The organism is Bradyrhizobium sp. 63_E2_N1_3, from assembly GCF_052076005.1.
GTDB lineage: Bacteria > Pseudomonadota > Alphaproteobacteria > Rhizobiales > Xanthobacteraceae > Bradyrhizobium > Bradyrhizobium barranii.
Genome location: NZ_CP197235.1, coordinates 7,590,509 through 7,607,581 on the forward strand (window position 1 = coordinate 7,590,509; position 17,073 = coordinate 7,607,581).

A 17,073-nucleotide genomic window follows, 5' to 3' on the forward strand; every position below is an offset into this window, starting at 1 on the left:
CCCTAACCGTGCGACGCAATGTCCGCAACGGGTCAAAAACGGCGCTTGGGAAGTCGGCCGGTCACTTCCGGTCCGCCCCGATAAGCGGACCACTTCGCCGTTCGCTTGCACTTCGCATTGGGGCCATCAGTAGAAGTAAGCCGTCCTCACTCGATCACTTCGTCGGTGCGGGCGAGGAGCCCTGGCGGTACAGCCACGTCGAGAGCCTTTGCCGTTTTGAGGTTGACTGCCAACCAAAGCTTGCTTGGAAATTCGATGGGAAGATCGCCCGGGTGTGCCCCCCTAAGGATCTTGTCCACGAAATAGCCGGCGCGACGATAGCACCAGCGCAAGTCAACGCCATAGCTCACAAGGCCGCCGTGGACAACGTGCTCGCGATATCCGAAGACGGTCGGCAGCAGCTTTTCAAGGGCGATAGCACCGATCTGCTCGCTCATGTTGAGCAGCAGGTTCGTCTGAAGGACAACGGTGACATCGACCCCTTCGTTCGCCAGCGCAGCGAGCGCATTCGGAATGTCCTGCGCCGTACTGGCATCGGCTTCGACCACGCTGAGGCTCAAAGCCCCACAAGCTGCCCTCAAATCCCCGACTTGAGGCGGACCCTTGGGATCGTTCATGTTGATGAGCAGTCCGACGCGCCTTGCCTTCGGCACGATTTCTCGCGCGAGTTCAATTTGCTTGGTCGGCAAACCCGCGATGTAGGCCTCAATGCCCGTTACATTTCCTCCTGGGCGAGCTTCGCTGGCAATCAAGCCGAGATGGACCGCATCGGCAAGCGGGGACAGACAATCGGTATTGTCGATGTTGCCTTTCGGGCAGCGACGGCTTCCAGTGTTGCTGGCACAGCGATGATATCGGGTTTGAGCAGAGCCACCATCTCCTCAATCGATGGTACCCGGTCCCGGAAGATGTCCGTTCGCCGAATGATATCGATGTTACGGCGTTGCTCGTAGCCGAACTCCGAGAGCCCCTTAACGAAATTGCCGAACGCCAAGTCCACCATGAATTGGGGCAACGTCACCTCCGGAGGTGCAGCTCCTGCCCATGCGATGAGCGGACGTTTTCGCGCGGGCTGCGCTCTTGAGCCTTGACCAAACAATGTCGATCCTGCTGCAGCGCCAAAAACGCCGAGATATTCGATGAACTCCCGCCGTCGCATGCGTCCCCCCTGTACGGGCCACGCTATTGGCTGGTGAGGTTAGCACCTTGCAGCGGTCTGTGCGGCAATTTAGCGAGCCCGTTGCCCAACCGGCATTCGCCGGGGGATGGTCGAGATGGGTCAAAGGCTGCCCTCGGCGGCTCTATGGCGCTATTCCGCTTAGCCCTCTGAAGTGGACCGTGCGACGCTTGGCCCCGCCCTTTCCGCTTCGCCCTTTCGTCAACCAGCGAAACAACCAATTCTGAGATTACGGTGACAGTGCACTCAATGACTCCGGCCGCTTTCGCGGGTTCGATGGCTCATGAAACTGTCACCGTAATCGTGCCGAGTCGATCGCAGGGAATCTGGGGCCAAAAGGGGTCCACGTCGCCTATGTCCTGATCGACGCGGTGATTGACCTCCAATGGACGCGCGCTCGCCGTCCCGATGCACCCAACGATTTCTTTATCCAGCCCGCCGCCATCCCAATGAGGCGTGGCACGTCGCCAAACAGTCGAAGAGCGCCTGCCCTTCGGCGAGACTTGGTAGAACGAAATACGCTGGCGATACGCGAACGCAACACGACCGTTCGCGAGCTTGTTGTCACCGTCCCTCGTAAACGGGTGGACGCTTTTGTGCCTCGGCATCACGGCCTTCCTGGAAATCCCTGGTCGTGAGCAGCGCACTATATTGGACGCCGAGCTTAGCGAGCGCCGTCTGAGAGTCTTCGAGCGCCATATGGGAGGAGGCCAGGGACGTCTTAATGCCGAGAGGGCCGCATGCGGCGATTTTGTTGGCGATCTCGACAGCCTTCGCGAGAGCCGCATTTCGATTTGGGGCCACTTCCTGAACCGTTCCCATCCGGAGGGCTTCCTTCGCACCCCAATGATCGCCTGTTAGAATGAACCGCATGGCATTTCCCCATCCGGCTTCTCTGGGGAAACGAACCGTTGCACCGCCTCCGGGAAAACGGCCGTGCGTGTTCTCATCCTGACCGAACTCCGTGTCTTCCGACGCTACGCGTATGTCCGCTACAAGGAAAAGCTCGTGCGCCATATTCCAGGTGTCGCCATGCACCGCGACAACCAGAGGCTTCGTGAGCGCTGGCCTGGTCCGCCCTAGAGGGTCGATGAAGCCGGGCCCATCCATCATCTTTTTTCCAGACTGAGCGAATGCCTTGTAGGCATCGACATCGACACCTCTGGAGAAGCGGTCGCCATAGCCGAACAGAACCGCCGCACGGAGCGAGGGATCCCGATCGTACTCGTAGTATGCTCTCGCCAAGCTTTCTGTCGCATCCGGATCCAGCCGGTTGTCGATGTAGGGTCGATTGATGCCAATCAGTACAATTTGGCCTCTGCGCTCGATGGTGATCTTCGTCTGCTGATCGTACGGGATGTCCGCCATAAGCCTGGACTGCGCGGCCTCGTCGGTTCGTGATGTCATCGACTTGTCTCCCGATTTCTGGGCCTGCAACGCAACCGTCCCGAAAAGAACGGCCACTACTCACCGCGATCGGTGCTGAAAGCTGTGGTGTTGAGCAACGCCAGGCATTGCCCCATAAGTCCTGTTGGCCCCATACCAGGGAGCCGCGCCGCCAGGGAGTTCGAGGCCCATTCTGCCTGCTGGCGTTAACTCGCAGTCGTTCAATATATCCCTATTGGGATATTGCGCCTGAAACGAAGCTGGATTTTGAGTCGCCCACGTCGGGCACTGGGCACTTGCAGAGCTTATCGCGCCAATCGACATCATCGCTGCAATAATGGAAGTCCTGAATCCAATCATAATCGTACTCCGAACGGTTGTTGTTTTCGTGCGGAGCGTTCGCGCTGGCTAGAATCGGCTGCTCTGTTGAAAGCGTTTCCTGCGAATTTTTTTGACAAGGATTAGCTAGGTATGCGCTTGGGAAAAGACACGCAGTGGAAAATCACAGCTGCGCGAACGGCACATCGGCACGCTCACCATTGCGTGAGCCGCCCCCACATCCACGGATGTCTGAGGTCGGGATTGCGGTCCTAGATCATGCGTCGAGGCTGTTGAAAGGAGCCGCCGAAAACCTCTTCCTTTCGCGTTCGGTAGATGGTGACGACCTCCCGGCACGCTTTGACATTCAACCGGTGGAAATCGATCTTCAATTGATCCAGCTCGCCAACGGTTATCCGGTAGTTGGCCGCGCCCAGGAACAGCAGCGCCATCGTGGTGGGCCATGAGAAATCGAGAGACTTGGCCAGGATCAACACCGGCTCACGATCCTTCTCGATCAATGCCCGTTCCGCGACGTCTATTGGAAGCCCACAGAGCAACGACAGGGCAACGGTGGTCTCGTTGAACTTGAGAGAGTGAGCAAGTTCGAAGACCTTGTCTTCCGTCAATTCGCCTCTCTCGTGCAGTTTGGCCACCGTGCGTTTCGCCGTGAAGTAATCCTTCGACGCCGGGCCAAACCTGGCGTGAATGGCCCCGGTGACATCGACGACGACGCGATGGACCTGATGTTCGATATCCGGACGTTCCCTCTTCAGCTTTTGCCGCACCTCTTCGGAGGCTTTGGCGATCAACTGGTGGAAGAGATGTCGAGGAATATCCTTTCGAAGTCCTACCGATTCAGCGAGGATCGAATCCCCTTCCGACCGCCGCACCAGGTGCAGAAATCCGGATTTGGAGAGGTTCGCCCCGGCATTTGAAGCGACCGAGGTTACGACCTCGGGAGATCCCCGCACCACCAGGACATCGGTGACCGCTTCGGGGACCGTTTGTCGCTTGGAGATTGCAAGCAAATGTTGCTGGCTCTTGTTCTTGGCACACGCAATCAATGTCTCGGTGTCAAGGCGCTCCGACTGACTGAGAACCGGCCATGCGACATCGATGCAGTCGTCGCTTGCCATCTGCCGGGTCAACGCATAGGGCGCGTTTGAGCTGCATGCGAGCTTTCCTGCGAGCTTCGCCCGCGCGCTCGTTTCAATCTCCTGCGCGAGACGACCGATGACCTCACCGAACGTCCAGATCTGCTCCTCGGAATACGTGCCGGCGATCAGGATGTCCGCCGCATGCCAGAGCGCCCGCAGACAACTCTCGGGATTTCCTCTCGCAACTGCTTCGTCCAACTCGGCCAGGAATGACGTGATAGCAGCCATTGATGCGCTCGCAGTTTGAAAATGATCGAACGACAAAAGCGGGATTTCAAAGCAATGGGCGATGACACCACCCAGACCTGAACACGCGGTAAAATCATTCCCGCCGCCTCCGAACGGGCATAAGGTCGGCCTAATCAGATCGATCGAATTTTAGGTATTGCCTGACTTGGAGGAGGCGGACGCCGTCGACAACCCGCCCAACGGAGCTGCACCCGCGAGGTCGCGCGTTTTGACCAGCAGCAGCCTCTGGCAAGCGAAGGATGACCCTCGACCGGGGCAGCAGCACGGCCCACCGAATGGTTCGGCTCACGCTTAAGGGATTACGGCGACAGCGCTACTGCGCGCCGTACTCGAATGGCTGCCATTGTAACTGGAGGCGCGACCGGCGTAACTACAATACCAGCAACAGTCCCGAAACCAGCAAGATGCTGAGGATAATTCGCCGGAACAGCGCGTCATCGACGCAGCGAAAGACAAAAATCCCGAGCGCCGTTCCTGCAACGAGCGCCGGGATGCCGACGGCGAAGTCAACCAGGACCTTTGTCGACAGATCTCCTCGGATCAGCATGAGAACAAGTGCGAATATCTGCATGGCGGCGATGAAGGGTTGAACCATTCCGCGCTGTTCGGTTTTTGGCACGCCGTGGATGTCACACCATATGGTCGGTATTGCACCCGGCATTGCCGTCAACCCGCCGACAAAGCCTCCACCGAAGCCGATCAATGCATTACGTCCCGCATTCATCTGCAAGCGATGAGAGAGCACCGGCCGGAATAACGTGTAGGCCGCGTAGCAGGCGACGGCGAGACCAAAGCTCTCCCTGAAGATCCGGGCGTCTGCAGCTTGCAGCAACCACACGGCGATCGGAACGCCGAGCAATCCGCCGACGACCAGTCCCGAGCTCTGCTTCCAGCGAATGCTTTTTCTCAAGGCCCAAAGACCCGCGGCTTGCACGGTGATGCTGCAGGCCATCATCAGCGGGACCGCCTCCCGTGGTGGGAGAACGTGAAGGAGAATCGCGCCGGCCACCGCCGAAAAGGCAAAGCCCGCGAGGCCCGAGACGAAAGCGCCGCAAAACACGGCGATGCTGAGCAGGCAAAACGACGCCACGTCGCCCATGAGCTAACCCTTCTTGTCTGTCAAATCCTGGAATAGCGAGCTGGCGATCAGTCCCCGGACGACAGTCCGGGCGGCTCGGGCGGTGCCCCGGCATCGCTCTGGCGGGTCGACGTCAACGTCGTGGCTGCAAGGATGTGAAAAATGATAACGCAGATGGCGATCGTTGCGAGCAGCGTATTCTCGCCCGGCGCCGAAATCCGAAGCTTGCGTTCGGGGGACTTTTCACTGACCGGCATTGTCTCGCCCTCCAACATCTGACCGAGAGGCAAACTGGGGCCACCCATTGTCGGTCAGGTGACGATTCTGTCGAAGGGTGCGCTCTGCCTGCAGCCGTCGCGAATGGTGGAGCGCTTGAAGGAGGCGCCCAAACCAGCCTTCCTTTCGGGAAGACCCCGTGGAGGCGACAAACGAACTCGCTGAAATTGACGCATCGCCTCTGGGTGAAGCTCTGCCGTTAAACAATGGTACGGAGGATGCCACGAGCGACTGAAACATCTTGTGAAGCAACAACCCATAGAACACGCGGGTGAGACGCCGTGCCTTATCTTCCAAGCGCATGACACGAACACCTTGTGTGAGTGACCGGATACGGCTGGAAGTATCGAGCGGGACGCGGGGCCACGCTTTAAGGCGAGCTTAATTTGTTCTTATCGTTTCCTTGATTCTGAAGGGTGTGCTTGCTTTCGGGCCCGCGTACCGGTTGAATATCCGCCTTGCGCACACCTCCGAAGGCATTGTTTTGCTGTACCTATTTGACGAGTTTGTCCTCGACACCGACCGGCGGGAATTGCGCCGTGACGGACGTACGATCCCGTTGCAGCCCCAGGTTTTTGACATCCTCGAATATCTGATCCGCTACCGCACCCGGGTGGTGACCAAGGACGATCTGATCGGTGCAATTTGGGGCGGGCGCATCGTCTCGGAGTCAGCGCTCACCACCCGCATCAACGCGGCCCGTACCGGAATAGGCGATTCCGGCGAGGCGCAGCGGCTGATCAAGACTTTGCCGCGCAAAGGCGTCCGCTTTATCGGCACGGTTCGGGAAGCGGCCAGGGAGGTCGAGAACGCGGTCGTACCTCTGAAAACCGAAATCTCCGCTCTGGTGGTCGGCCGGACCCCGTCCTTCGAGACGATCGACCAGATGACGCGGCACGTCCTGTCTGGCAAACGGCAGATGGCTTTTGTCACCGGAGAAGCCGGGATCGGCAAGACGGCCTTCATCGCCAAGGCGCTCGAGCAGCTGACGGAACAGGGCTTCGATCAGCTCTATGGGCGCTGCACCGAACGGTTCGGAACAGACGAAGTCTTTCTTCCACTCATCGATGCGCTGGTGAGCCGTTATCGCGCAAACGGTCCGGAATTGATTTCGGCCGTTCGCGCCCACGCCCCCACCTGGATCCTGCAATTGCCAGGCGTCATCGACGCATCGGAACGCGCGGCTTTCCAGGACGAAGTGTTCGGCGCGACGCGCGAGCGGATGCTGCGCGAATTCTGCGATCTTCTGGAAGCGCTGAGCATCGACCGCCCCTGGGTTCTTGTTCTCGAAGATCTGCACTGGAGCGACTTCGCGACACTCGACGTACTGTCTCGCTTCGCGCGCGGGAACGGCAAAGCACGCGTGCTGGTCCTCTGCTCCTATCGTCCGGCCGACAGTTCCGTCGGCGGGCATCCCATCCCTCGCCTGCACCGCGATCTCGAGATTCACGGATATTGCAGCGAATTGCGCCTCGATCGGTTGTCGCGTCCGGAGGTCGAGCGTTACCTGGCATTGCGCTTCGGCGACGAGCAGCTTGCCTCCGGCCTGTCAAAGCCGGTATTCGAGCGAACGCTGGGACATCCCCTGTTTGTTGCCACGCTGCTCAAACACTTGATCGACCAGGAGTCGATCATCGAAATGGACGACGGATGGCGCTTGTCCTCACAAGCGGCATTTGCGCAAGATCGCATTCCAGACAGCCTCGTGAACATGATCGGCCACGAGCTCGATCGCCTCACCGACAACGAGCGGCGTCTGCTCGACGTCGCCAGCGTTGCCGGCGAAGAATTTTCTGCGGCCCTCGTTGCGGCCGGCCTGAGCGGCGATGCGATCGACGTTGAAAGGGACATCGAAGCGTCGATCCGGAAGGATCAGATCCTCGTTCGTTCGGGGGTTGCCGAGTGGCCCGACGGCACATACTCGGGCTGCTACGCTTTCCGTCACATTCTCTATCAGAACATCATTTACCAGAATCTGCCGCCCGGGCGCCGCGCACAAACGCACAAGCGCCTGGGCAAGAGGCTGGAGGAGGCCTATGCCGGCCGCACCCCTGAAATAGCGCCCGCGCTCGCACTTCACTTTGAGCAGGGTCGCGACTTTCCGAGCGCGTTGCGTTACCTCCGGGAAGCGGCAAAGAACTCGACGAAACGCCTCGGCCATGCGGAGGCCGCAAGCTATCTCACCCGCGCGCTTGGCATACTCGATCGTTTCGATGCTGCCGACAAATTCTCAACCCGCGTCGCTCTTTTGCGGGAGCGAAGCTGGGCTCTTCGTTCGTGCGGCGACCTCGCCGGCTCCATCCGCGATCTGCGAGACATGATTGCCTGCGCCGAACAAGCGGGCGAGATCAAGCAACAGCTCAACGGCCTCACGGCGGTGAGCAGCCTCTGCTTGCGCGTGGATCGCCACGCCTGCCTTGAGGCCGCTGAAGATGTGCTGTCGCGAAGCCAGGCGCTGGCGGACGACACATTCAAGGCTCTGGTCCAGGGCAGCAGCGCGAGCGTCAACCTGTTCCTCAACGGCTGGCGCAAACAGGACGCCACGCTCTGCGACAGGGCGATCGAGCTGAGCGCGAATGCCACGAATTATGGCATCCTGATCAGGCGCAATGGAATATCGGGTATCGTCGATTGCTGGAGGTCGCGGTACCAGGAGTGCCGCCGCGCCGGCACGGAAGGCAAGCGGTTGGCCCGTCTGGCCGGCGACGTCTACACTTTTGTTCTGTTCAACGTTCTTGAGTCGATCGCGCTTATTCATCTGGGCGAGTGGCGCGAATTGCGACTTGAAATCACGGCCGGCCTCGAACTGGCCGTCAGGAACGCGAACGGCCCCAGCAGCGCATTGTGCCGGCTGACGCTTGCGTGGTTGCACGTCGAAGCGATGGACTTTGATGGAGCCCGTGAGCTCTGCGAAAGCGTCGACGATAGTCTGCTGGTCGGAGATCAGTCGACGTACTTCCACAAGCGGGCCGTCCTTGCCAAGGCCTATGTCGGGCTGAACGACCCGTCGGGAGCTCGCAGGCAATTTGATGACATCGAGCGCCGCAGGCATGAAGAAGGCATCGACATCGAATTTACCGCCGCGACGCAGGTGTATCATTGTCTCGGCGAATATTACTTGCAGGTTGACGACTTTACGCAGGCCCAGAGCTGTGCGCGCCAGCTCCACGACTATGTGGCCACGGCTCCGGATCTCAATCACCTGGCCCAGGCCCACGGACTGCTCGCCCGTACTGCGCTTGCCATGGGCAATTCAGCGGAGGCCCAGTTACAGCTGTCTCGCGCGCTGGAGATCGTCGACAGTGCCGACTTCCCGATTGCTTCCTGGCGGGTGTACCGCACGGCCGCCGAGATCTTCGCGAAGTACGGCGACGTCGACAGGGCGGCGACGTATCGCATGCGATTTGTCGAGACCGTCCGAAGGCTCGCGCAAAATTTCGAACCCGCGGATCGGCTGCACAAGAGCTTGCTCGCCATGTTGGCGACGCGAACAGCGCAACTGGAAGCAATGACCTCTCTGCCTTCGCGGCCCGACAGTGCACGCCATTGACCCGATCCGCCTCGACACGCATGGCGGCCAGGTCTGCAATCTGCCGCTCAGTCGGCCGAAATGGCGTTAAACTGTGCGGCAAGTTGCGATGAAAATGGCCAAGCTACTTTGAGCTTCGCACCGCGCGCCAATCCTTGCGAACGCCGGCAAGGTCGGATGCTCAGCATATCATCGGGTTATCCCCGTGGTCGCAAACTCCACCCGGTTGATCCGAGGGTACTGGCGCAAATGCGTGGTAGGCCGGCGTAGCGATCGATCGCTCGCCCTCGAAGCGAGAGCTCGCCCCCACGCCCTGCTCGGTGCGCCGATCGCCGGTGCGGTGCTCACGCGCCTGGAGCGGCGTGCTGAAGATTGCGGTGACGACCAGTCCGGTCAACAGGGCCTTGGACAGGACTGACGCAATGGGATTTTTGAATGGTGTCATCGTGGTGGTTCCTTTCGTTTGGGGGATCTCCCGCGAGGCAAGAGATCCGGTCCACCACCCTTAGACGTGCGTTGTCGCGCGCTTATTCCCAAGTCACAAAGTAGTTTCCGAGGCGCGTACAATCTTCTCGGACACGAGACAGAGCTCTACGCCGGATTCGGTTGCCTGCATCGAACGTGAATAAAAGTTTAGTCAGCCGAGAACCGGACGTGTCCACGCGGCGCGCGGCGAGCTTTTCGAGGCTGTAACGGCGAGACCGAAAACGCACATGGACCCACGGCGCGTATAAGATCATATTACCCAGGCATCACTTTGTTCGAAGAGCAGAGGATTGATCGAATGTACGCCAACATTCTCTTGAGCACGGACGGATCGGACGTTGCGCGAAAAGGCGTTGAGCATGGCATTGCCCTGGCGAAGGCGTTGAACGCCAGGCTGACGATCATCACGGTGACGGAAGCGCTGCCGGTCGACTATGGGAGCGGACACGCCTCGGGATGGATTCCGACGCAGGAGGAGGTTGACAGCTATGACGCAGCCTGCAAAGCCCGTGCAGGCAAAGTGCTCGATGAAGCGCGCGCCATGTCGGAGCAGATCGGCACGCCTGCGGAACTCCTGCACGTTCCGAATGCGCACCCGGCGACAGCGATCATTGCAACAGCAGAGTCGAGAGGCTGCGACTTGATCGTCATGGCCTCTCACGGGCGTCGCGGCCTCAGGAAGCTGTTTCTGGGCAGCCAGACATCCGAGGTCCTGGTGTACGGAAGCGTGCCGGTGCTGGTCGTGCCGAAACCGGCATAGTGCAGGGCTTACCCCACGCCACTCGGCTGTTCTGCTGGGCGAGCCCAACCAAAACAAGGCGCCAATCGACCGCTCTCACGCGGCAGGAGAATTTTATGGTCAGTGAAAAAGGCCCGAACATCAAAAAGAAGCAGAAATGCAAAAATTGCGAGGGCAAAGGCTTGCTCAAGAAGGGCGAGAAGGTGGTGAAGTGCCAGCGCTGCAAGGGCACGGGGGTGCGGTGATGTTGAGTTGATGACCGCTCTATTCCCGGGGGATTGCGATGACAGTGCACTTCCCAGCAATCGATTTTATTTTTGATCAGCCCGGCTGGATCGGGCCGAAGTCACGGCGTCACCGATTCGCCTTAGCGTATTCGTGTTGCGCAACGTGCCGACGCCCTTCAGGCGCCCCGCGCCTAACGCCGAAAGCAAACGCGATCGCGCTGGATCTCCCGTAAAATGGATCCAGAGATCGCCACCGGCGACGGCAATTCGTTCATCGCTGATATAGCGTGCCAGGGCGTTTTCGCTGCCTTTCGGGATTGGACTGCGCATCACGCGAACAGCGACCCTTTGCGGATCAGCGGTCGCTTCGGCACGAAACGGGTTTGCGCGTAGCAGGCGTCGCCACGCGTCAGCGTTGCGAACGATGATTGCGACATGCTTGCCGAACCGCACGTTGAAGGCCGCTTCGAGATTTTCTTCCAACTCGGAAATCGACGCCTTGTCGCTGTCAAACGTCAGATTTCCCGTCGCGCCGATGGTTCTAGGGTCGTGGAGGCCGAGGCCTTGCGCCATGGCACGCAGCTCGGCCATCGCCAATCGCCGGCCGAGCGGGAGAACCACACTGTAAAGCAGGGCCACGTAGGTCGTCATCGTTGGATGGCTCTCGTTCTCGGTCGGCTATCCTGACCAGCTTTATCTTTCACAAGGTCAAATATCTTACGGGGTGCAGTCAAGCACTGTCACTGTAATAGCCCGCACCATGAAGCCACTGGTATTCCGGCCGGCAACATCAAGCTTCGTGCAGTATTCTGGGCGATCCATCACAGAAAGGTCGTGAGCTCATAAGCCAGCACGGCTCCGCCAAGACAGCGCCGCCATGGGTTCACCCCGCGGAAAATCTCGTCGAGGGCCCAAACGATGAGGCCGCCTTTGAACACGATGTCCAGGGCAATAGCGGCAGTGCCCGGCGGCTGCCAGACCCAGCGCAGGACACCGGCCACAATGACGACCCAGAGAACGAGGTTGGGGACCTGGGCGATCGTGATGTCACCGGTTTCGCGATTCCGAAAGAACCATTGCAGGAACCTGGACATGATCGCGCTTGCCTCTCCGATCGTGAAGATACTCGAATATTCCGGTCGCCGCGATTGCGCCGTCCCGATGTCTGCCATCGAGGACCGCATCAGGTCTTTCGCGATTCGGGAGATGACGACGACAGCGCTGGATTGTATGCCATCGACGGGCCGGCCGTGCGTCCCGACGCATTGCTGCTTGTTCGGTGGAGCAGCCACATCGAACAGGGGCGCCGTCGCCGGCGCCCTTCATCGCTTGCCGCTCAATCCCGGCTGCGATGCAGCACGTGCCGTTGCTGCTGCGGCGCGTAGGCCCGCATCGGGTTGATACCGCAGCTCTCGTTGGTGCCGCTCGCGGTGGCGCGGCACTGCTCATAGGTGGAAAACTCGCAATTGCCGGGGTAGCCCGATTGGCGGCCCTGCAGGCAATAAGTGTCCTGCACCTCGGTTGCGGACGCGGCGGTAGAGGATGCCGCGACGGTCAGGGTGGAAACCGCCGCAAGGACGGCGATAGCGAGATGACGATGCATGAGGGAACTCCTGTGTAGCGCTCGCTGGATGCGAGAACTCTCGTGAGCTAACGTTTCAGATCTCGAATACTTTGCAGGTGGAGAGATTAAATCGCTGTTATGTGCCACAGGGGCGGCACGCCCGTGCTCCGCTCCACCACGCACTCCGCACCATCGATAACGTAGGGTGCGTGACGAAAATCCCTGATGGTGGCGGGCTTGTCGCCGACCCAGCACGTACCGAATTTGGTCCAGCCGTCGGCGCGCGACCTTACAGTTCAGCTGGCCAGCCCGATCGCTCGGCTCGACGCAAAGACGACTTTACGATCAGGCGATGGAAGGGCGCGATTCCCGCGATATAGGCCCGCCCTCCCAAATGATTGAAGGTCACGACCGTTGTGGCGACAAGTCGGCGGCACAAAGCGGACTCTTCAACCAAAACGGACAAACGGAAGTCGAGATGGCGATCGTCCTCGCCAAGAATAATCTCATGACGACGCCGATCGTAGACCCGAAAGAAATCGATCCTGTCGGTCGCAACGTCATCGCGCAAGTCAGACGATGTCTTAAGACCAAACCCCGCAACCAAGGTGTCCCTTAGAGCCACCAGCCAGCCAACCCACCGCGCCTGACCCATAAGCATATGGGTGGCGAGGCGCTCGGCGTCGCCCGTCGCATGGCTCGGCAGATCGATGGCGAATGCGTCAGCGAAGCCCGCCTTGGCGTAGAGCGGCTTGAGCACCGAACGTTGCGGTAAATCCACTCGAGCAACGCGCGCCATAGATGTTCCGCCCGGACTGAATGGAAGCGAAGAGGTGGTGGAGACAAATAGCACCCGTGGGGCTCTCCAACAAGCGGCGAGGCCACTAGGCAGGTCGGTGCCCCCTTCCCGCTCAGCGGTCATTGAAACTGAAGCTCAGACCACGCTGCCGGCCACGCGAATAGGTGCCAAGCGAATTACAGTGACAGTGCACTCGATGCCTCCGGCCGCTTTCATGGGCTCGAAGGCTTGTGCATTAAAGTCCACCGGCAATAGCCGGGAGGGTGAATGGCGCTCAACCTTGTTTCGTTCAGGTGCGGCGGAGGGGTCGCTACGTACACTCACCCTCCATCCACCACGCACTCCGCACCATCGATAACGTAGGCTGCGTGACGAAAATCCCTGATGGTGGCGAGCTTGTCGGCGGACCAGTTCAACAGCATGAAATATTTCGCCCGCCCGCTCGGCTCGTTCGGATCGAACACCAGGATCGCGGGACGTCCGTCGACCTGCCCCGTCACCAGGTGCCAGTCGCTGATCTTCGAATAATTGCCGAAATAGCGCGACACCTCGGCCTTGCCGTTCAGCCTGGTGCGGTTGACGAGCTCGAGCCTGACGTCATCGGCGATCATGGCGCGGATCGCGTCGAAGTCGCGGGCATTGAAATGGCCGACATAGGCGTTGAGCCGCGTGCGGTCGGCCTCCGACAGGCCCGGCTGCGGCACATCGTCAGGCTCCCCGGCAAACTCGCGCAGCTGCGTGCGCCCACGATGCAGCGCGGCCTTCACCGCCGGCAGGCTGAAATCCATGATGTCGCAGACCTCGGCAAGCGAGCAGCCGAGCACGTCCATCAGGATCACGCTGGACCGCTGCGCCACCGGCAGCCGCATGAAGGTGCGCAAGCTGGTCGCAGCGATCTGGCGGCTTTCCACATCATCGAGCTGGTCGGCAATCATCTCCACCTCCTCAGCCGAATGCAGCGCCTCCTGCCGGTTGCGGCGACGCAGGAAATCCAGCGCGGTGTTGTGCGCGATGCGGAACAGCCAGCCCTCCGTATTGACGACGGGCGTGACCGATTGCAGCGCTCCCATTGCCTTGATCAGCGCATCCTGCAGCACGTCCTCACCGTCGATGACCGAGCCGACCATGCGCGCGCAGTAGCGATGCAGCTTCGGCCGCAACCGCGCCAGCAGCGCCTCGATATCGATGGTGGCCAGTGGCTCCGGCGCCATTGCTCCTCCGCCTCGCCTCGTCAGGACTCGTCCAGCATACGGTAGTTGCCGACGATCCTCACATCACGAACCAGCGGCGGCTCGGCGCAGCGGTCGCGGATGCCGTCCTGGAACGCCTGAAACGCCCTGAGTTTCGGGATCGGGCTCGAGCCGTCCTCGGCCGCGGCCTCGACCAGATGGATGAAGGTGTCGTCCTCCAGCCGCAGCGTCAGATAGCGCACGCCGTCCGGCCCGGCCGCCTTCAATTCGGCAAATACGGCCGAAACCAGCTCGGCGTTCCTGTCGGCCAGCTCGGGCTTGGCCTTGTACCTGATCAACGTCCTTTTCATCGCGCTCTCCTTGCTCATCTCGCGACCTGGCTCGCCCATCGCGCGCCATCTTTCCATTTCGGCATGACCTTCCCGGAAAACCGGTGCCCCGCTTTCCGGATCAAGCTCGCGTCAATGGCCGCGTCATCCCCAAGGACGTTTGGCGGCCGGCGAAGGATGCGGCCGGGAAAAAATTATTTCCGGGCGCATCCTTTGCCCCTCCGACCTCGTCTAGCCAGCAGAACGCGCCGCGACAGGGTGGCGCAACACACGGAGAGAGGGCGATGCAGACCCCGACCAATCGCGCCGAGAAGAACTGGGTGCTTGGCGTCACCGCGCTGGCATCCTTCATGATGGCGCTGGACGCCATGATCATTACGACGGCATTCGCGACCATCCGCGCCGAATTCGGCAGCCCGGTCGAGACGCTGCAATGGACCGTCAACGCCTTCAACCTGACCTTCGCCGTGCTGCTCCTGACCGGCGCCGCGCTCGGCGACCGCTTCGGTCGCCGCCGCATGTTCGCGACCGGGATCGCCCTGTTCGTCGTTGCGTCGGCGGCCTGTGCGCTCGCAGGCAATGCCACCGCGCTGATCGCCGCCCGCGCGCTACAGGGCGCCGGCGCCGCATTGGTGATGCCGCTGGCGATGGCGATCCTGAGCGGCACGTTCGGCCGCGAGGAACGCGCCCGCGCGCTCGGCATTTTCGCCAGCATCACCGGCTGCGCGCTGATCATCGGCCCGGCCATCGGCGGCTTCATCACCGAACATTTCGGCTGGCGCTGGGTGTTCTGGATCAACCTGCCGATCGGCCTGATCGTGATCACCCTGGTGCTGGCACGCTTGCGCGAAAGCTTCGGACCGGCTGCCGCATTGGACATCCCCGGACTGTCGCTCGTCGCCCTCGCGGCGCTCGCGCTGGTCTGGAGCCTGTTACGCGGCAACGCAGTGGGATGGGCGAGCGCTGAGGTCATGGGCACGCTGATGTCAGGCCTGGTGTTCACAGCCGGCTTCGTGCTCTGGGAATTGCGCGCGGCCGCGCCGATGGTGCCGATGCGGCTGTTTGCATCACGCGCCCTCGCCTCCGGCATGTCCGCAAGCGTCCTGTTCTACGCCGCGATGTATGGCGTCTTGTTCCTGCTGCCGCAGTTCCTGCAGACCGCGCTGGGCTTCGACGCCTTCGGCGCCGGACTTCGCCTGCTGCCCTGGACCGCGACGCTGTTCGTCACCGCCCCGATCGCCGGCGCGGTCGTCAACAGGTTCGGCGAGCGGCCGCTGGTGGTGACGGGATTGCTGATGCAGGCGATCGGCCTTGGCTGGATCGCGGCGATCGTGAGCCCCGCGATTGCCTACTCCGCTCTGGTCGCGCCGCTGGTGCTGGCCGGCGTCGGCGTCTCGATGGCGATGCCAGCGGCGCAGAACGCGATCCTGAGTTCAGTCGCGGTGGCCGAAATGGGCAAGGCGTCCGGCGTCTTCAACATGGGCCGCTTCCTGGGCGGCATGTTCGGCATCGCTGCGCTGGTGGCGAGCTTCTCGGCCAACGGCGGGGCCGACTCGGCCGCGCATTTCGAGAGCGGATTTGCTGCGGCGATGCGCCTCGCCGCAATGCTGTCGTTGGCCGGCGCGATTGCGGGGCTTTCCCTGCCGGCACGGCGACGGACCGCCAGTGCAGTCGCGCCACAGGATGCGTGACGCTGACAGCGGCGGATACCGCACCATTCACTGTTCGTCCCACCCGAACAGTGAAGCCAATTCCAGCGGGATTATCCAGCCAACCTCCCCGCCTATTATCTCCCCATCAAACAGGGAGACCCCACCATGACCACCCAGCACCCACGCACAGCCATCGTCACCGGCAGCTCGAAGGGCATTGGCGCGGCGGTCGCCGAGCGGCTGGCGCGGGACGGCCTCGCCGTCGTCGTCAACTATGCGAGCGGCGCTGCGCCGGCCGAGGCGCTGGTGGCGAAGATCAAGGCCGCCGGCGGAGCGGCGATTGCGGTCAAGGCCGACATCAGCAAGTTGGCCGACGTCCGCGCGCTGTTCGACGCGGCCGAGACGGCGTTCGGCGGCATCGACGTGCTCGTCAACAATGCCGGGATCATGAAGGTCGCCCCATTGGCCCAGACCACCGACGAGGTGTGGGACCAGACCATCGCGATCAACCTCACCGGCACCTTCTATGCGCTGCGTGAAGCGGCGAAGCGGCTGCGCGAGGGCGGCCGGATCGTCAATTTCTCGACCAGCGTGGTCGGGCTTTATCAGCCGACCTATGCGGCTTACGCCGCGACCAAGGCCGGCATCGAGGCGATCACCCACATCCTCTCGAAGGAGCTGGGCGTGAGGCGGATCACGGTCAACGCGATCGCGCCGGGCCCAGTCAACACCGAGCTGTTCCACAACGCCAACCAGCACGACATCTCGCCGATCATCGACCGGACGCCGCTCCATCGACTCGGCGAACCCGACGACATCGCGCGCGCGATCTCGTTCCTGGTCGGGCCCGACGGCGGCTGGATCAACGGCCAGATCCTGCGCGCCAATGGCGGCATCATCTGAAGCCGCATCGT

The 17,073-nt window shown here is 61.2% G+C and carries 18 protein-coding genes; 5 read left to right on the top strand and 13 right to left on the bottom strand.

Annotation, left to right across the window (positions count from 1 at the left end; genetic code table 11):
• Nucleotides 1-146 precede the first annotated feature (146 nt).
• From AB7531_RS35980 to AB7531_RS36005, 6 genes are all read right to left on the bottom strand, one after another.
• Complete coding sequence (locus AB7531_RS35980; protein WP_231144271.1) at nt 147-752, bottom strand: ABC transporter substrate-binding protein; 606 nt, start codon at nt 750-752, stop codon at nt 147-149.
• Entirely contained in the window at nt 749-1,159 is a 411-nt protein-coding gene (locus AB7531_RS35985) for a hypothetical protein (RefSeq protein WP_231144270.1), read from the bottom strand. The genes AB7531_RS35980 and AB7531_RS35985 overlap by 4 nt, the downstream gene beginning before the upstream one ends.
• 582 nt (nt 1,160-1,741) lie before the next feature.
• Nucleotides 1,742-2,584: an enoyl-CoA hydratase-related protein gene (locus AB7531_RS35990; protein ID WP_231144269.1), complete on the bottom strand. Its 843-nt coding sequence runs from the start codon at nt 2,582-2,584 to the stop codon at nt 1,742-1,744.
• 569 nt (nt 2,585-3,153) lie between these two features.
• On the bottom strand, nt 3,154-4,269 hold the full coding sequence (locus AB7531_RS35995; RefSeq protein WP_063985320.1) for a DUF2336 domain-containing protein: 1,116 nt from the start codon (nt 4,267-4,269) through the stop codon (nt 3,154-3,156).
• Nucleotides 4,270-4,660: 391 nt separating this feature from the next.
• Nucleotides 4,661-5,389: a sulfite exporter TauE/SafE family protein gene (locus AB7531_RS36000; protein ID WP_063985321.1), complete on the bottom strand. Its 729-nt coding sequence runs from the start codon at nt 5,387-5,389 to the stop codon at nt 4,661-4,663.
• A 47-nt stretch (nt 5,390-5,436) separates the two neighbouring features.
• Nucleotides 5,437-5,625 carry a hypothetical protein gene (locus AB7531_RS36005; RefSeq protein WP_187387810.1) on the bottom strand — a complete coding sequence of 63 codons (189 nt, stop codon included), beginning with the start codon at nt 5,623-5,625 and terminating at the stop codon, nt 5,437-5,439.
• A 464-nt stretch (nt 5,626-6,089) separates the two neighbouring features.
• On the opposite strand from AB7531_RS36005, the gene AB7531_RS36010 reads away from it, so the two are divergent.
• A complete protein-coding gene (locus AB7531_RS36010) occupies nt 6,090-9,194 on the top strand; it encodes an ATP-binding protein (protein ID WP_063985323.1) in 3,105 nt (1,034 codons plus the stop codon).
• Between the two features lie 160 nt (nt 9,195-9,354).
• On the opposite strand, the gene AB7531_RS36015 is transcribed toward AB7531_RS36010, so the two are convergent.
• Complete coding sequence (locus AB7531_RS36015; RefSeq protein WP_063985324.1) at nt 9,355-9,618, bottom strand: hypothetical protein; 264 nt, start codon at nt 9,616-9,618, stop codon at nt 9,355-9,357.
• Between the two features lie 339 nt (nt 9,619-9,957).
• Between AB7531_RS36015 and AB7531_RS36020 the strand changes: the two genes are divergently transcribed.
• Nucleotides 9,958-10,419 carry a universal stress protein gene (locus tag AB7531_RS36020; protein ID WP_063985325.1) on the top strand — a complete coding sequence of 154 codons (462 nt, stop codon included), beginning with the start codon at nt 9,958-9,960 and terminating at the stop codon, nt 10,417-10,419.
• 95 nt (nt 10,420-10,514) lie between these two features.
• On the top strand, nt 10,515-10,643 hold the full coding sequence (locus tag AB7531_RS36025) for a hypothetical protein (protein ID WP_256376431.1): 129 nt from the start codon (nt 10,515-10,517) through the stop codon (nt 10,641-10,643).
• A gap of 66 nt (nt 10,644-10,709) precedes the next feature.
• Here AB7531_RS36025 and AB7531_RS36030 read toward each other — a convergent pair whose 3' ends face one another.
• From AB7531_RS36030 to AB7531_RS36055, 6 genes are all read right to left on the bottom strand, one after another.
• On the bottom strand, nt 10,710-11,276 hold the full coding sequence (locus AB7531_RS36030) for a DUF1697 domain-containing protein (protein ID WP_063985326.1): 567 nt from the start codon (nt 11,274-11,276) through the stop codon (nt 10,710-10,712).
• Nucleotides 11,277-11,446: 170 nt separating this feature from the next.
• A complete protein-coding gene (locus tag AB7531_RS36035) occupies nt 11,447-11,719 on the bottom strand; it encodes a hypothetical protein (protein ID WP_063986662.1) in 273 nt (90 codons plus the stop codon).
• Nucleotides 11,720-11,961: 242 nt separating this feature from the next.
• Complete coding sequence (locus tag AB7531_RS36040; protein ID WP_063985327.1) at nt 11,962-12,228, bottom strand: DUF3551 domain-containing protein; 267 nt, start codon at nt 12,226-12,228, stop codon at nt 11,962-11,964.
• Between the two features lie 250 nt (nt 12,229-12,478).
• A complete protein-coding gene (locus AB7531_RS36045) occupies nt 12,479-12,988 on the bottom strand; it encodes a DUF2867 domain-containing protein (protein WP_063985328.1) in 510 nt (169 codons plus the stop codon).
• Between the two features lie 320 nt (nt 12,989-13,308).
• Nucleotides 13,309-14,199, bottom strand: coding sequence for a sigma-70 family RNA polymerase sigma factor (locus tag AB7531_RS36050; RefSeq protein WP_063985329.1), 891 nt, complete (start codon nt 14,197-14,199; stop codon nt 13,309-13,311).
• Nucleotides 14,200-14,219: 20 nt separating this feature from the next.
• Nucleotides 14,220-14,528 (bottom strand): hypothetical protein, encoded by a 309-nt coding sequence (locus tag AB7531_RS36055; protein ID WP_063986663.1) that lies wholly within the window; start codon nt 14,526-14,528, stop codon nt 14,220-14,222.
• A 263-nt stretch (nt 14,529-14,791) separates the two neighbouring features.
• Here AB7531_RS36055 and AB7531_RS36060 point away from each other — a divergent pair, with 263 nt between their 5' ends.
• A complete protein-coding gene (locus AB7531_RS36060) occupies nt 14,792-16,198 on the top strand; it encodes a DHA2 family efflux MFS transporter permease subunit (RefSeq protein WP_063985330.1) in 1,407 nt (468 codons plus the stop codon).
• Between the two features lie 126 nt (nt 16,199-16,324).
• Nucleotides 16,325-17,062 (top strand): SDR family oxidoreductase, encoded by a 738-nt coding sequence (locus tag AB7531_RS36065; protein WP_063985331.1) that lies wholly within the window; start codon nt 16,325-16,327, stop codon nt 17,060-17,062.
• Nucleotides 17,063-17,073 lie beyond the last annotated feature (11 nt).

Coding starts and splice junctions, on each gene's coding strand:
- AB7531_RS36000 (WP_063985321.1), bottom strand. CDS start 5,389: ATGGGCGACGTGGCGTCGTTTTGCCTGCTCAGCATCGCCGTGTTTTGC.
- AB7531_RS36055 (WP_063986663.1), bottom strand. CDS start 14,528: ATGAAAAGGACGTTGATCAGGTACAAGGCCAAGCCCGAGCTGGCCGAC.
- AB7531_RS36030 (WP_063985326.1), bottom strand. CDS start 11,276: ATGACGACCTACGTGGCCCTGCTTTACAGTGTGGTTCTCCCGCTCGGC.
- AB7531_RS36065 (WP_063985331.1), top strand. CDS start 16,325: ATGACCACCCAGCACCCACGCACAGCCATCGTCACCGGCAGCTCGAAG.
- AB7531_RS36015 (WP_063985324.1), bottom strand. CDS start 9,618: ATGACACCATTCAAAAATCCCATTGCGTCAGTCCTGTCCAAGGCCCTG.
- AB7531_RS35985 (WP_231144270.1), bottom strand. CDS start 1,159: ATGCGACGGCGGGAGTTCATCGAATATCTCGGCGTTTTTGGCGCTGCA.
- AB7531_RS36060 (WP_063985330.1), top strand. CDS start 14,792: ATGCAGACCCCGACCAATCGCGCCGAGAAGAACTGGGTGCTTGGCGTC.
- AB7531_RS35995 (WP_063985320.1), bottom strand. CDS start 4,269: ATGGCTGCTATCACGTCATTCCTGGCCGAGTTGGACGAAGCAGTTGCG.
- AB7531_RS35990 (WP_231144269.1), bottom strand. CDS start 2,584: ATGACATCACGAACCGACGAGGCCGCGCAGTCCAGGCTTATGGCGGAC.
- AB7531_RS36040 (WP_063985327.1), bottom strand. CDS start 12,228: ATGCATCGTCATCTCGCTATCGCCGTCCTTGCGGCGGTTTCCACCCTG.
- AB7531_RS36045 (WP_063985328.1), bottom strand. CDS start 12,988: ATGGCGCGCGTTGCTCGAGTGGATTTACCGCAACGTTCGGTGCTCAAG.
- AB7531_RS36020 (WP_063985325.1), top strand. CDS start 9,958: ATGTACGCCAACATTCTCTTGAGCACGGACGGATCGGACGTTGCGCGA.
- AB7531_RS36035 (WP_063986662.1), bottom strand. CDS start 11,719: ATGTCCAGGTTCCTGCAATGGTTCTTTCGGAATCGCGAAACCGGTGAC.
- AB7531_RS36005 (WP_187387810.1), bottom strand. CDS start 5,625: ATGCCGGTCAGTGAAAAGTCCCCCGAACGCAAGCTTCGGATTTCGGCG.
- AB7531_RS36050 (WP_063985329.1), bottom strand. CDS start 14,199: ATGGCGCCGGAGCCACTGGCCACCATCGATATCGAGGCGCTGCTGGCG.
- AB7531_RS36025 (WP_256376431.1), top strand. CDS start 10,515: ATGGTCAGTGAAAAAGGCCCGAACATCAAAAAGAAGCAGAAATGCAAA.